Origin of the sequence: Neoalteromonas facilis (genome assembly GCF_002807665.1) — a bacterium.
GTDB classification, from domain to species: domain Bacteria; phylum Pseudomonadota; class Gammaproteobacteria; order Enterobacterales; family Alteromonadaceae; genus Alteromonas_E; species Alteromonas_E facilis.
Genome location: NZ_PEAY01000004.1, coordinates 494373 through 509192 on the forward strand (window position 1 = coordinate 494373; position 14820 = coordinate 509192).

Consider the following 14820-nt stretch of genomic DNA (forward strand, 5'->3'; position numbering starts at 1 on the left):
ATAAATATTGATTATATATTGACGGCGGTTTGTTCGCATTGAGGTTGAAAATGCCCAGAGCTAGTAGTTTTTTAGCGTTTGTCGGGTTAATTGGGTTGGTTTTGCTACCAGCCAATGCCACTGCGAACGCATCGCAAAAGCCCCTACGGTTCTATTCAGAGCTCGTTGCACCCTACTATTGGCTTGATGAATCAGGCACACCACAAGGCGCTGCTATTGATCTCGCTGAAGCATTATTAAACGCCACACATCTACCCGGGACGGTTTCACATTTACCTTGGGCAAGAGCATTTCATGAAGCGCAAAACCGCCCGGATATCGTGTTACTAACCGCATTGAAAACAACAGCCAGAGTGCCTGAATTGCAATGGATTGGCAAAGTCGGTGTTGCCGAAGCTTATTTAATTGGTGTCAACGATGGTATTGACAGCATTAGCGACTTAGAGCAAGCCAAATCGCTGAGGATTGCCACTATTCGAGGTTATGGCTCTGCGAGATATTTGCAGGAGCATGGCTTTGTTGAAGGTGAAAACCTGGATCTGTTTGTGCGGATTGATCAACTTTGGTCGATGTTATATCGCCACCGGGTTGATGCGGTGTTGATGAACCTAACAACCAGTCCATTTGAAATTGCTGAAGCGGGATTGGATCCAAATAAAATCAAACCATTGTTGGCGATAGATGCGCTAACGGTCGATTTGGAAATGGCCACGGGGCATCAAACACCAACCGCAACAGTGGAGGTGTTACGCAAAGGGCTAGAAACACTGAAACAGTCAGGCGAATATCAGGCGATTATGGCAAGGTGGGGGTTAAAGTATGATCACCCGCCGCTAAACGACGGGGAATCTACATCTTCATCGAGCCCTGGGCGTTAGGCCTCGGTATCGTTTAATTCGAACATTTCTATCATAGCATCGATAAACGCAATAATTTCGCCAGACATCAAGGCAAAGTCAGCATCTAACTTGGCAGCTAACTCATCCTTGGGTATATCGGCATTCTGCTCTTTGACCACATCCGTGAACTTAAGGCGTTTTACCGCGCCATCTTCTTGAATAACACATTGTAAACGCTCGTCCCATTCAATCGCGACCTTCTGCATTAACTTACCGGCGTCAATGTGTTGCTTGATTTCATCACTGAACAAATCCTGATTTTTACAACGAATGATGGCGCCATCGTCACTGACAGACTTGAATTCAGCTTCTTCTTGCAGAATGACTTTTAATGGCGGTTTATCACTGACCCAATCAGTTAGTTGGCTTTGCAGGCTTTGGCGCACCAATGGCACTACAGGCAATGACTCCAACGCCTTTCTGACGTGTGCCAAAAATGCTTCAGCGGCACCGTCACCGCTCGCATTGACGACAACTAGATTATCCTGAGTGGCGATAAACCCGTGGGTATAAGTATTTTTAGTGAACGCTTGTGGCAGCAAGCGAGTGATTATTTCCTGACGCAAATCCGATTGCGCTTTTTTACCCACCGGGCTGCCCGTTTGTGCTTCAATATCGGCGACTTTTTCAGCTAACTCCGCATTGACGACAGCAGCAGGCAATAAGCGCTCTTGCTTCTTCAAACAAATCCAGTAGCGGCCTTCAACTGCATGACACAGCATGGTCGCATTACGCATGCCTGATGCAGCGAATGGCGGTTCGAAACCCATTGTTGCAGTTTCTTGTTTACCACAGGGTCTAAATGCGAACTCAGCAAGCGCGGATTCAACCGATTCTTGGTCGAGGGATAAAGGAGATGTTAGGCGATAAGCCTTGAGATTTTTAAACCACATTAATCTTTATTCTTAGGGGAATTAACAGGGCGAGCATCCTATCACAGGCGCCCGTGTTTTGTCGTTGAAGAGCAGAGTTTTTGCTGAAGGATTATCGTTGTGGGAAACGAATCACATATTCTAGGCCTTTGCCAGGCTCTGAATGGGCTTCAATTTGGCCATTAAGTGTTTGGGTAACCAAGTTATAAATAATATGCGTACCCAAGCCACTGCCACCTTTCGCTCGCTTTGTGGTGAAAAAGGCATCAAACAAAGCGTCTAAATGTTCAGCCTTTAAACCAATACCATCATCGGAATAGCGTAATTCAATATCATCATCGACTTGGCTGACCTTTATATTAATCGTTCCTTTGACCTGATGCTCAAAGCCATGCGTAACTGAGTTCATGACTAAGTTGGTGACAATTTGCGCAATGGCGCCTGGTGCACAAAATATCGTCAAATTCGGATCGCACTCGACGTTAATAATATGCTTTGCATGCTTAAAGCTGGGTTTGAGTGATTGGATGATTTCGTTCAAGTAGTCGAGCAAGTTAATATTGCGCTCTGCTTCACTGGTTTGATCCACTGCAACTTGTTTAAAACTGGCAATCAATTCGGAAGCACGATTGAGATTGTTCATCAACAATACAGAGGTCTGTCGAGCTTCCTCAATGAAACTGTTGAGTTGTGACTGAGTGATAGATTTCTCTTCAAAAGCTTCCTGCAGTTTGTCTATGCGCTCCTGCAGGAAACTGGCCGCTGTTACACCGACGCCAAGCGGCGTATTCACATCATGGGCAATACCGGCGACAAGACCTCCAAGCGATGCCATGCGTTCAGATTCTATCAGTTGCGTTTGTGCCGCTTGCAGGGTATCCATTGAACTGGCTAACTCATCATTACGTTTACGCAGCTCTTGTTCTACATATTGTCTGTTATCAATTTCTTGGCGCAAATCTAATTGTTTACTGAGCAGTTCGTCTTTTTGAGCTTCTAAGTCCAACATGATTTGGCTCATAGCGGCTGTTTTCTTTGCCACTTCCTGTTCTAAAAGCAGATTCTGATCATCTAATTTTCGATTCGCTCGCTGCAATTCAGCTTGTGTTTGATGTAGTTTTTCCTGAGATGTGATCAAGTCATCAATAACGTGGTTATACGATAACTGAAGTTGCTTTAATTCGTTGTCATCTTCCAGTGATAAATCGAGTTTACTTTCCTCTAAATTGTTCTGGTCGAAATTCTGCATCTGCTCAGTCACGCTATTAAGCGGTACAGACAGCATTTTTCTAAAGGCGGTAACAAAGAGGAATATCAAGAACGCGGTTTTTACCATGGCATTACCGATCAAGAAGAAAATACCGACTTCAATCCGATCTAAGACAATTTCAAAACTAGAGTAGAGCGTTACATCACCGACTTGTGATTGACGCCCTGAAAACTCAAAAACGAGCGGGAAACTGTAGCCAAACAAACCGCCTTGGTGGTTACGTAACCCTTCAAGGCCAATGGCAGCGGCTATTTGTGGGGCTGTTCGGCCTAAATCGACCACGTAAGTGCCGGCTTCATCACGGATTTGCACACCCTCTACAATTGGTAGTTCCATGAGGCCTTGTGCTATTGATATCGCTTGAGGTGTGTTCAATTCCCATATTGCGCGGGTTAAACTGTCACTGAAAGTACTGCGCAAGGTTTGCAGTTCGTCTTCGATTTGGCCCTTAGTACTGGCGTACTCGGCAATAATCTGGGTCACGGTTACGACTAACGTTAAAACGAAGTATACTGAAAATACCCGTGTTAATAGCTTTCGAGAAAGGCTAGGGGACCCCAACGACATAGCTTCCTTATCATCTCGATGTTTTGATATGTTAATTTGAAGAATATGCGCAAATGTTTCAATTAACAAGGTTTGCTGTTGAAAGTTTAAACAAAGTTGAAAAATCAACCAATGTGAAGCCTTGACTTAGGAATTGTTTCATTTTAATAAAACTGTCATACAGTATCTCAATAATAGCGGCGTTTTTATGAACAGAGCGACAAGAATGTCTAGAACAGTGTTACTGGTTGAAGATGAAGCGCCGATCCGCGAAATGCTAAAATTGGTGCTAGAACAAGCGGGTTTCAGAACTGAAGAAGCCGAAGACTTTGATATAGCCCAAGAGAAAATCAAAGAGCCTTATCCTGATCTAATCCTTTTGGATTGGATGTTACCGGGAGGCAGCGGTGTGCAATTAGCGAAAAGTCTAAAACAGCATGATTTTACTCGAGAAATCCCGGTGATCATGTTGACTGCACGCGGTGAAGAGGATGATAAGATCAGAGGTCTTGATGCTGGTGCTGATGATTACATTACCAAACCGTTTTCGCCAAAAGAGTTAGTTGCACGCATCAAAGCGGTTATGCGCAGAGTAACGCCTACCAGTAAAGAAGAACCCATCGAATTTAATAGCTTGATATTAGAGCCAGTGTCACACCGTGTAACAGCCAATGGCGATGCCGTTGACATGGGACCGACGGAATTTAAATTGCTGCATTTCTTTATGACGCACCCTGAACGCGTCTACAGTCGTGAACAGCTATTGGATAATGTGTGGGGCACCAACGTGTATGTAGAAGATCGAACTGTCGATGTGCATATTCGCCGTTTACGCAAAGCGATTGGTGGGCATGGGCATGATGATATGATCCAAACAGTCCGCGGCGCAGGTTATCGTTTTTCAGCTAAAATTTGATCACTGGCTTGCTAGGAACTTAGTTCTGAGGTTGATGTGTACTACCCATTTTCATGGTTGAAAAGCCTGGCTATTGTGGCCGTTTACGTTGTTATTGTTGCCATCCTTGGATGGTATTTCGATGCAATGATAAAGGCCATAGCCATTGGCGCAACAGGTTTGTTGCTGTGGCACTACGGGCAACTGTATAAGCTCAACAAGTGGCTGTGGCACAGTAAAAAGATGTCGCCCCCCACCGCCATCGGTGTGTGGGAGCATATCTATGAAGGTATCTACCACCTCTCCCGTAAAAATCGTAAAAAGCGGAAAGAATTGGGGCAGTTGGTAAAGCGATTCAGAGAAGGTTCTGAGGCATTACCCGATGCTGCTGTGGTGGTAGATGAACAAGCTAAAATTGTGTGGTGTAACCGCCTAGCGCGAATCGATTTGGGGTTACGTTGGCCGGATGATGCAGGGCGACGAATCGATAATCTGATCCGCCACCCCAAGTTCATCGAGTATTTCCATGCCGGCAATTACCGCTACCCGATTGAAGTACCGTCTCCCGCCAATATTCGCAAGATTTTTGAATACCGTATTATGCGTTACGGTGAAGATCACCTGCTACTGATTGCACGTGATGTTACCCGAGTCTCGCAATTGGAAGACATGCGACGTGATTTTGTTGCCAATGTATCGCATGAGCTTCGTACACCTTTGACGGTTATCAACGGTTACTTGGAATTATTACCCAGCGATCCTGAGAGCGACCCTCTTACGGCAAAGGCACTCAGTGAAATGAGTGCACAAACGCTTCGTATGCGTAATTTGATCGAAGATTTATTGATATTGTCGCGCATTGAATCCAGCGCAGAACGGATTTACGAAAATACGGTGAATATGAGCCAATTGTTAAGTGTGATCAGTCAAGAAGCCAATACGCTAAATCAAGAGCGAGGCCACACAATCAACTACCACGTTGATGACGATATCGAAGTGTTTGGTGTTGAAACGGAATTACGCAGCGCTTGCTCAAATTTACTCTTCAATGCGATCAACTACACACCCGATCATGGCATTATTGATGTCTATTGGCGACGCCATAAAGAGGGCGTTCGCTTTTCTGTTAGGGATAACGGTGAGGGTATCGAAGATAAACACTTGTCACGCTTGACCGAACGCTTTTATCGCGTTGATAAAGCGCGTTCGCGCAAGACGGGAGGTTCAGGGCTTGGTCTGTCTATCGTTAAACATGTATTGAACCATCACAATAGCCAATTGGAAGTCAGCAGTGTAGTCGGAGAGGGAAGTGAATTTGGTTTTACTCTGTCCGCGGAGTTGATTAAAACTCCTGATGTTGAGAACGTATGAAGGCAGCATTAATCTGTTTATGTTGGGTATTAATATCCGCTTCTGTAAATGCGGATAATAGTGATGCGAAGCCTAAGCCATACGAAAGGTTCCCAGGCGTTGACGGCAGTTTAACGTCAGTGGGCTCAGACACCTTAGCGAACCTGATTTCACTGTGGTCACAGCAATTTAAAACATATTACCCGCACGTAAAAATTCAGATCCAAGCCTCCGGTTCTTCAACCGCACCGCCTGCATTAACTGAAGGCACCGCAACAATAGGCCCCATGAGCCGGCAATTAAAAACCAGTGAAAGCAGTGCATTTCAACGTCGTTATGGCTATGAGCCTACGATGTTGCTGGTGGCTGTCGATGCCATCGCGTTGTTTGTTGATCGTGCCAACCCATTGAATGCGATGAGCTTAAAGCAGGTTGATGCGATCTTCTCCCGAACACGATTTTGTGGTGCCCCTACTTCAATTCACACGTGGGGAGAGTTGAATGTAGGGTATTGGGGTAATGAACATCCAATCCGTTTATTCGGGCGAAACTCTGTCTCCGGTACCTATGGATTGTTTAAATCCATGGCGCTGTGTGATGGTGATTTTAAAGCCACGGTAAACGAACAGCCAGGCTCATCCTCTGTCGTCCTGTCTGTAGCCAGTTCTCGTGGTGCTTTGGGGTATGCCGCATATGGTTATAAAACCGCTGGAGTGAAAGCACTTTCACTCGGAGAAACCATAGAAACTGCTGTACCATTAAACGAAGAAACTGTGAGAAATGGACGATATCCGTTTACTCGTTTCCTTTACATCATGATAAACAAAGCCCCCAACCAACCATTGCCAACAATGGAACGTGAATTTCTGCGTCTAGTGTTATCAAAAGAGGGGCAAGACTTGGTTCGGCAAGACGGCTATTTCCCTGTTCCAGATGGCGTTCGCGAGAGACAGTTACGCTTATTGGCAAATCAAGATGATGCAGCCAGTGAATTTATTCTTGAGCCAATTGAAAATCGCTAACCCATCCGACGCGATACTTTTCACATCTGAAGTGCATTTCGATTTATGAAACTTTTGTGACATTTCTTTGATGTAACAAATGTGTCATTTACCTCCATTACTCTGCTTGCGTTTTTATAATTAATGTAGCCCTGAATTGGAGTTAATAATGCAAGTCAAGCACTTATTTAAAGCGTCAGCGATTGCGACAGCCTTGGTTTTAGCCGGCTGTGGTGGTGATATCAATATCAGCGAAGGTGATATCGATAACAGCGTAGTAAACAACGTTACCAACAATAGTGGCGGTGGCGAAACCCCTACACCACCGGTAACTGACACTGCTCCTGGTGAAGCCAGCACGTTTTTGAGCAACGAAGTTTCAGCAGCATTCGGTCGTGACGTAAGTGTACGTGTATTAACAGGGCGTTTGACTGATGAAGATGCCACAAACGGCAAAGTAACATTAACTAACGACACAGTTTGGGCGCTTGAAGGTCCGGTTTTCGTTGGTGGTGATAATGCTGACAGCACAGTACTAGAAATCGAAGAAGGTACTGTCGTATTTGGCCGTACAGGTAACGACTACCTTGTTGTTAGCCGTGGCTCTCAAATCGAAGCGATGGGTACTGCATCTGCACCCGTTATCATGACGTCATTTGCTGATGTGCTTGGTGATGAAGTTGGCGCAGGTCAATGGGGTGGTCTTGTTATCTTAGGTAACGCACCATCTAACAAGTGTCCAACGACTGGCGAGTGTTCACTTCAGGTTGAAGGTGTTCAGGAAGGTGCCGTATTCGGTGGTACTGATGACGCTGACAACTCAGGTATCCTTAACTACTTCGTTGTTAAATATGCTGGTTTCGAAATTGCGCCAGACAACGAATTGAACGGTATTACTTTCGGTGGTGTTGGTTCTGGTACTACTGTTGATTATTTACAAGTTCACGCAAATGCGGATGACGGTGTAGAGTTCTTCGGTGGTTCAGTAAGCCTTAAACACGTAGTGCTAACGGGTATTCAAGACGACAGCATCGACTGGGACAACGGTTTCCAAGGTAAGATGCAGTATGTTTATGTAGAGCAAGATCGCGCATCAGGTGATGCGAACCGTGGTATTGAAGCGGACAACGACGGTTCTACTCCAGACATCGAGCCACAATCTAACCCAATGATCTCTAACCTGACCATCATTGGTAACAACTTTGACGGTGAAGACGATTCAGAAGGTGTATACCTTCGTGAAGGTACTGGCGCACAGATTTACAACATGGTTGTAACAGGTCCTGCGGGTATGGGCGAGTGTTTCGAAGTAGAAAACTCAACTGAATCTCAAGCTAACTTGGGTGATGGCACTATCACTATCAGCAACTCTGTTATCGCGTGTAACAACGGCGAGAACTTCAAAGCTGATACTGCAAACGGTGCAGTTGACCTGGAAGATTGGTTCCTTAATGTGCAGGCAAACAACTTCGTTTCTGAGTCAGTTGGCTTAAACAACGACGGTTCTCCAACATCTGAAAGCGTATTATTAGGCGCAGGCGCTGACGCATCTCAAGTTGATGGCTTCTTTGATGCTACAGACTTTATCGGTGCCGTAGGTGCTGGTGATGACTGGCGTCAAGGTTGGGCGTTTGGTTTCGGCGGTGGTGAAGTTGGTGTTGTTGAATCTCAGTCTGGTTGCCCAGCTGGCACAACAGCGATTTCTCCAGTAGACGGTTCTACCACGACTTGTCAGGTATCAGGTCGCATTACTTCAGACCTAACATTGACTGAAGGTAACCTATACGCGCTCTCTGGTGCGGTATTCGTAGGTGGTGACAACACAGACAGCGCAACCCTTACTATTGAGCCAGGCGTAACTGTTTTCGGTGCATCGGGTAACGATTACCTAGTTGTTAGCCGTGGTTCTGAAATCAACGCAAATGGTTCAGCATCAGCACCTATTACCTTCACTTCACGTGATGACTTAGTTGACGACGCAGGTACTGCTGGTCAGTGGGGCGGTCTAGTATTGCTAGGTAACGCACCATCTAACAAGTGTCCTACAACCGGTGATTGTTCACTACAGGTTGAAGGTGTTCAGGAAGGTGCTGTATTCGGTGGCTCTGACGAAACTGATAGCTCAGGTACACTTCGTTACGTACGCGTAATGCACGGTGGATTTGAAATTGCACCTGATAACGAATTGAATGGTATTACTTTCGGCGGTGTTGGTTCAGGTACTACAGTTGAATATTTACAAGTTCACAAAAATGCGGATGACGGTGTTGAGTTCTTCGGCGGCAACGTAGACGTGAAGTACCTTGTATTGACTGACATCCAAGATGACAGCATTGATTGGGACAATGGCTTTAAAGGTCGTATGCAGTATGTAGTTGTTAAGCAGGCTGCTGATGACTCAGATGCTAACCGTGCAATCGAAGCTGATAACGATGGTTCTAACCCTGCAATTGAGCCACAGTCTAATCCAACTATTGCTAACGTGACTATCATTGGTAACAACTTCGATGGTGAAGATGATTCAGAAGGTGTATACCTACGTGAAGGTACTGGCGCTCAGCTAGCTAACTTCATCATTACTGGTCCAGCGGGTATGGGCGAGTGTTTTGAAATTGAAGGTTCAACGGAATCTCAAACTAACTTGGGTGACGGCACAACGACATTCACTAACTCAGTAATTGCGTGTGAAAACGGCGAAAACTTCAAGTTTGGTGGCAGTGATGTTGACCTAGAAGACTGGTTCTTGAATGTTCAAGCAGGCAACTCTGTTGAAGCAAATGCGGCAGCGGTTCTTGATGGTATATTCACAACTAGCGGTGCAACGCCAAAAGATTTCTCGGGCGACACTTTTTTCGATAATGCTGACTTCATCGGTGGCGTTAAAGCAGACGCAGACTGGACAGCCGGTTGGACTGTAGGTCTTGAGTAAGATTTGTTATTAACAACTCCTAGTGAAAATACAGCGCATGCATTGCATGCGCTGTATGCATAACAACGCTTTTATATGAGGTTAATAATGAGCAAGCCAGCAGAACGCTTTCCGTTTAATCGCTTAACAATGGCGATTGCAACGGGTCTGTTGTTGCAATCCACCGCCCCTGTTGCATTGGCGCAATCAGCGGATCAAGACGAAGAGCAAGTGATTGAAGAGGTTGTTTCGACCGGCACTCGTCTTAAAGGTACAGCAACAGCAGTACTGGAAGAGCGTAAAAATCAAGCTTTCGTAGCGGATATCCTAGGCGCAGAACAAATTTCGCGTACAGGTGACGGCGACGCAGCATCAGCACTTCGACGTGTAACCGGTCTTACCCTTGTTGACGGCAAATTTATCTACGTCCGAGGTTTAGGTGAACGGTATTCAAGTACGCAGTTAAACGGCGCGTCGGTACCATCTCCGGACCCTACGCGGAACGTTATTCCATTAGACTTATTCCCATCAGATATTATTGAATCGTTGTCTGTACAAAAGGCGTTTTCGCCTTCAATGCCAGCTTCATTCGGTGGTGGTAACGTTGATATTCGTTTGAAGACTATCCCAAGCCAATTTATTTTTAATATGTCGGGAAGTATTGGTGGTAATTCTGAAAACTTCGATGACGCCTATCAGTACTCGGGTGGCAGCAACGACTGGGAAGGTCAAGATGACGGTTTCAGAGCCGCGCCACGCGCTATTCTAGAGCGTTGGGAAAGCCGAAATTTCCTGGATAATTTAGATCCTGCAGACGCATTGAATTTGTTCAAAGGCGTGCAGCGCAACTACGATCCAGTATTGGATAGCGTTAACCCTGATACAAGTTTCAATTTGGCGGTTGGTAACAGTTTCGATTACAACGATGATATTCGCTATGGCTTTTTGTTTACCGCAGGCTATGACAATGAAACCAATGTTTCAGAGCAATTCTTGGGTGAGCAACAAAGTCGTGATGGCGAAAATATTCGCTTTTTACGTTTCTTTGATGAAGTAGATTCAACTGAGAAATCTATCAAGTGGTCAAGCCTTTTAAATTTGGGCATCGACTACAAGCGTAATCATCGCATTGATTACAGCTTGGTTGCGCTTAACGATACTCGTGACGAACTACGTGAAAAGATTGGTAACACCAATAACATTCAGTTGGTAGATGATCAGCGCGTACGTGACGTTGAAGTGATCTACGAAGAACGTCAGATGTACACCAATCAGTTGCGCGGTATCCATACGTTCCCAGAGCTTGGTTTCTTAGGCTTTGATTGGAAATATTCTTTGGGCCGCTCAAACCGTGATGCGCCGGGTAACTTCCAATCTCGCTTTATCCTTGAAGATGCAAACCAAGACGGCGTGTTTGACCGTGAACTCGAGAGCAGCTTGAGCAATGCGCCTACTGCCGCTCGTTATTCATTCCAAACATTGCATGACCGCGTTGAAAACTACGGATATAACTTCAACTTGCCTTACTACGTAGACAAGTGGGAAATGGAATTCAAGGCTGGCGCTGATTTCATCACGAAAACACGTACTGCTGAAAACCGTCGTTTCGACATTAATACGCGTGCATTTGCCGATTCTAGTATCTTAGATGGTTATGTGTTCTCAGATATTCTGAGCGATGCAGCATTGAGCAATGCGTCTTTCAGTAATATTCCGATTATTCGTGATACCACAATCGCGGGTGATGATTACGCGGCAGGTCAGAAAATTGATGCTTACTATTTCGAAGCTGACTTGTTCTTTGACAACACGTGGCGTATCAGTGGTGGTGTGCGTTATGAGGACTTCCGTCAGGCGGTTGTTCCATTTGATCCTCGCACTAACCAAATTGATATCATTGATGGCGCAGACCGCAGCCAGTTGGCTTTCTTGGAAGATGATTTCTACCCAGCGTTGGCTGTGACATATTTCATTGACCAAGACATGCAATTGCGTGCGAGCTATAGCCAAACGGTTGTACGCCCAGACCTTAGGGAAGTATCACCGGCAACCTATCTTGATCCATTAACAGATAATCCAATTGCGGGTACACCGGGTGTACGTACAACATCTGTTAAGAATTATGATATTCGTTGGGAATGGTACCGAGAAGCGGGTAACAACTTATCAATTGGTTTGTTCTACAAAGATATGACTGACCCAATTGAATCGGTGCAATCGCCTGCGCAGGATGGTCCCCCGTTGATCCGTATCGCAAACGCCGAAACTGGTGAGTTGTACGGTGTGGAAGTTGAGTTTTTACAAGGTCTTGAGGTTATTGGTGACGGGATTTGGGATAACCTATTCCTAAGCGGTAACGTGACGCTGAGTGATTCAGAGATCAAGCTTGACCCTGTAGCAATTGAACAGCAAACCGGTGTATCTGCAGCGATTACCAATACGACGCGACGTTTAACCGGTCACTCAGAGTATGTTGTGAACATGCAATTGGGCTATGACTCGGATAATGGTGAACACTCTGCGTCGCTGGTTTATAACGTGTTTGGTGAGCGTATCATCATTCCGGGTATTGATTTCTTCGATGATAACTTTGAACAACCGTTCCATTCATTGGACATGGTTTACAAGTATTATCCTGACTTCAATACGACCGTAACGTTCAAGCTACAGAACATCTTAGATGAATCGAAAGAGTTAGAGTTTGAAGGGGTAACCTTCCAGTCTGAAACCAAAGGGATTGGTTTTAGCCTGTCTTACAAATACGATTTCTAAGATAGATATTGTGTCCCGTAAAAAGGCCGAAGCGTAACTGCTTCGGCTTTTTTGTTGCAGCGTTAAAGAGCACGACTTCTGCCCTATTATCAGTTGTCATGTTGCGGGTTTGATGATCAGAAATTGTAACTTAGCGACAATGTTGCTTTTGTTTCCTCCAGCCACGAATTCTTGATGTATTTAACACCTGTGTTGATCGCAACACTATTTGAGACAAAGACAATATGTTGGCCGCTGACATGATGCTCAACTTTGTCCCTTGTGTCAGAATAGAATTTTGCATCGTAGGTTATTACGGTTTTGGAGTTGTCCGTCAAATAGGCGTATATGCCCAGCTCAGGCTGCAAAGCAACATATTGATTGTCAGGGCTACCGCCTGCTTCCAGATTCAAAAACATAAACGAGCCAAATTGAGTACTGACCACATTGGCCAAGCCAATCCCCCCTTTAACTTGCAAATGTAGCTTCCTTCTGCCGTTTTGATCGAATTCCCTACGAAACCCCACCTCAAATAGTGACGATATACCACCAAGCTGTTCATCGTAATCAACCACTGTGCGCATTTGATACAACATCATTTGATCGAGCTTTACTGAGCCGGTATCGCTAATTCTTAGGATGGTATCAGCGAGTAAAAGTACGTTTTCACCATAAAATTCACGGTTGTCATCAGTGAGTGAATTCGCCACAGGAAAATAACGAAGGGTCGTTGAAAATTGTTCGTCAGTGGATTCAAACCCTACAGTCAGTTGCGAGTCATTGGGAGTATTTAAGGGGTTCTTATATCCGCCGATTTCTAAATGAGTGTCTTCGAATTGTGAGTACTTAGTGGCGGTTTCTTGGAGAAGAGTAAGTCCCGATCCGGAAGACAGCTTTCCCTCATTAATGAGGAAATTAACCGATTGCTTATAGTAGTGATATCCAAGCGCTGCTAATTTTGTGTCCTTGTCGTTAAATTCTGGCAGTTGCTGGTTCTTAATTGCCTGATCTATAGGGGCGATATACTGGTGCGATAACACTCGCTTGAGAAATCTGAGTTTCCACTCGTTGGTTGTAGAAATGGATGCAGACTGAATTAAATTGCTATCTGCAGCAGCTTTAACAACGTCGATTGGCGTTAGCCATTCGTCCAAGTGTAACGTCAATTCGGGGGCCACCGAAGCGAGGAGAACTTTGGTCACAGTCGCACAGTTATAGGTGTGAAAGAAGTAGTCAAAATTATTCTCGCCTAGTTCCCAAACTCTCGCGGCCAATAGGCTTCGTTGCCAATGTGACAACGTTAGAGGGTACTCATAAATACTTCTGGCTTCGGTGCCTAAATAATGGTTTAAAAACGGTTCGTAAGGCGCGACTTGGAAAAATCCGGGTTTACCCGTTACTAAACTTTGCCAGAGTATCTTGGGAATATTGAAACCCTCCAGCTCGGTGAAAAACGTCACACCGTGCTCAACATGGAGTCCTGAGCTGTTTACACCTGATATTTTCAGCATAATGTGACCCATCATAGAGCTGGCTTGTGTCACGTTTTCGGAAGCATAAACCAGTGATACCGAGTCGATGGGCGCTTTGTTTAGAAATTCGGCATATCCTTTACATTGTTGTTTAGGATCTATTTCAGTGAATCTATTTAAATGTGTTTGCAGCAGTAGTAGTCGAGCCGGAAAACGGCATATCTCGCCGGGGCTTTCCTCAAACAGTCTAATCGTAGCCTGCAGCTCATCCTCAGCGGTAGCTTGCTCTGGGGTTAAATAGAATTTATCTGAATATGAGACAGGACCTTCGGCGGTCCACTGAATGTTGTTTAACCACTCGTTACTTTGGGCCAAATTTGATATTTCATTTGCATGTACTGGAACTGCGAAAATGGAGTTCCAAAAACACAAAAGGGAAGCCAGTAAGCCTCCCTTCAATAGGATGTTTTGCATCTAGATTATTGTTGACAGCTAATTGTCACAGAATCTTGATATTTCCACATCTTTTCTGAGCCATAATCAGTTGATGAACCGAATACGCCACCAGAAAGTAGGTTAATGAAGAATGCAGGCTCGACTTCTTTATTTAAAGCTGTCTCTGATGTACACCCTTCAGCATCAGTAACGATCACTTTGTTTTGGTTTTGTTTTTGAACGTTAACGATTCCAGGCACTTCATGTGATTGTCCATCAACAGTCACTTGAATTTTTTGGCCAGTAGATGTTGCAACGTTAATACTAGAAGTTTTTTCAGTAAGAATTGTTGCGCAACCAGATGAGAATAGAACGCTTGCAGTCATTGCAGACAAAATCAATTTTTTCATTATATATTCCT

The 14820-nt window shown here is 44.9% G+C and carries 10 protein-coding genes; 6 read left to right on the top strand and 4 right to left on the bottom strand.

Translation table 11 applies throughout. The annotated features are described in order from the left end of the window. Positions 1–50 precede the first annotated feature (50 nt). Positions 51–878, top strand: coding sequence for a substrate-binding periplasmic protein (locus CSH93_RS13690; RefSeq protein WP_100643814.1), 828 nt, complete (start codon positions 51–53; stop codon positions 876–878). Here the strand turns inward: CSH93_RS13690 and rdgC are convergent. Both rdgC and CSH93_RS13700 read right to left on the bottom strand, forming a co-directional pair. Next, complete coding sequence (gene rdgC / locus CSH93_RS13695) at positions 875–1792, bottom strand: recombination-associated protein RdgC (RefSeq protein WP_100643815.1); 918 nt, start codon at positions 1790–1792, stop codon at positions 875–877. The genes CSH93_RS13690 and rdgC overlap by 4 nt on opposite strands. 91 nt (positions 1793–1883) lie before the next feature. After that, on the bottom strand, positions 1884–3608 hold the full coding sequence (locus CSH93_RS13700; protein ID WP_100644014.1) for a sensor histidine kinase: 1725 nt from the start codon (positions 3606–3608) through the stop codon (positions 1884–1886). Between the two features lie 205 nt (positions 3609–3813). Between CSH93_RS13700 and phoB the strand changes: the two genes are divergently transcribed. The 5 genes from phoB (at position 3814) to CSH93_RS13725 (ending at position 12513) form a co-directional block, all read left to right on the top strand. Next, positions 3814–4503 carry a phosphate regulon transcriptional regulator PhoB gene (gene phoB / locus CSH93_RS13705; protein WP_100643816.1) on the top strand — a complete coding sequence of 230 codons (690 nt, stop codon included), beginning with the start codon at positions 3814–3816 and terminating at the stop codon, positions 4501–4503. Positions 4504–4539: 36 nt separating this feature from the next. Next, a complete protein-coding gene (gene phoR, locus CSH93_RS13710; RefSeq protein ID WP_100643817.1) occupies positions 4540–5853 on the top strand; it encodes a phosphate regulon sensor histidine kinase PhoR in 1314 nt (437 codons plus the stop codon). Continuing rightward, complete coding sequence (locus tag CSH93_RS13715) at positions 5850–6854, top strand: PstS family phosphate ABC transporter substrate-binding protein (RefSeq protein ID WP_100643818.1); 1005 nt, start codon at positions 5850–5852, stop codon at positions 6852–6854. The genes phoR and CSH93_RS13715 overlap by 4 nt, the downstream gene beginning before the upstream one ends. 148 nt (positions 6855–7002) lie before the next feature. After that, positions 7003–9762 (top strand): hypothetical protein, encoded by a 2760-nt coding sequence (locus CSH93_RS13720; RefSeq protein ID WP_100643819.1) that lies wholly within the window; start codon positions 7003–7005, stop codon positions 9760–9762. An 87-nt stretch (positions 9763–9849) separates the two neighbouring features. Next, complete coding sequence (locus CSH93_RS13725) at positions 9850–12513, top strand: TonB-dependent receptor domain-containing protein (protein WP_100643820.1); 2664 nt, start codon at positions 9850–9852, stop codon at positions 12511–12513. Between the two features lie 116 nt (positions 12514–12629). Here the strand turns inward: CSH93_RS13725 and CSH93_RS13730 are convergent, their stop codons facing one another. Both CSH93_RS13730 and CSH93_RS13735 read right to left on the bottom strand, forming a co-directional pair. Then, positions 12630–14339 carry a lipoprotein N-acyltransferase Lnb domain-containing protein gene (locus CSH93_RS13730; RefSeq protein WP_164078378.1) on the bottom strand — a complete coding sequence of 570 codons (1710 nt, stop codon included), beginning with the start codon at positions 14337–14339 and terminating at the stop codon, positions 12630–12632. A 104-nt stretch (positions 14340–14443) separates the two neighbouring features. After that, positions 14444–14809, bottom strand: coding sequence for an adenosine deaminase (locus tag CSH93_RS13735; protein ID WP_100643822.1), 366 nt, complete (start codon positions 14807–14809; stop codon positions 14444–14446). Between the last annotated feature and the right edge of the window lie 11 nt (positions 14810–14820).

Excerpts from the sequence above, each read along its gene's own strand:
- rdgC (WP_100643815.1), bottom strand. The coding sequence starts at position 1,792 with ATGTGGTTTAAAAATCTCAAGGCTTATCGCCTAACATCTCCTTTATCC.
- CSH93_RS13700 (WP_100644014.1), bottom strand. The coding sequence starts at position 3,608 with ATGTCGTTGGGGTCCCCTAGCCTTTCTCGAAAGCTATTAACACGGGTA.
- CSH93_RS13725 (WP_100643820.1), top strand. The coding sequence starts at position 9,850 with ATGAGCAAGCCAGCAGAACGCTTTCCGTTTAATCGCTTAACAATGGCG.
- CSH93_RS13720 (WP_100643819.1), top strand. The coding sequence starts at position 7,003 with ATGCAAGTCAAGCACTTATTTAAAGCGTCAGCGATTGCGACAGCCTTG.
- CSH93_RS13715 (WP_100643818.1), top strand. The coding sequence starts at position 5,850 with ATGAAGGCAGCATTAATCTGTTTATGTTGGGTATTAATATCCGCTTCT.
- CSH93_RS13735 (WP_100643822.1), bottom strand. The coding sequence starts at position 14,809 with ATGAAAAAATTGATTTTGTCTGCAATGACTGCAAGCGTTCTATTCTCA.
- CSH93_RS13690 (WP_100643814.1), top strand. The coding sequence starts at position 51 with ATGCCCAGAGCTAGTAGTTTTTTAGCGTTTGTCGGGTTAATTGGGTTG.
- phoB (WP_100643816.1), top strand. The coding sequence starts at position 3,814 with ATGTCTAGAACAGTGTTACTGGTTGAAGATGAAGCGCCGATCCGCGAA.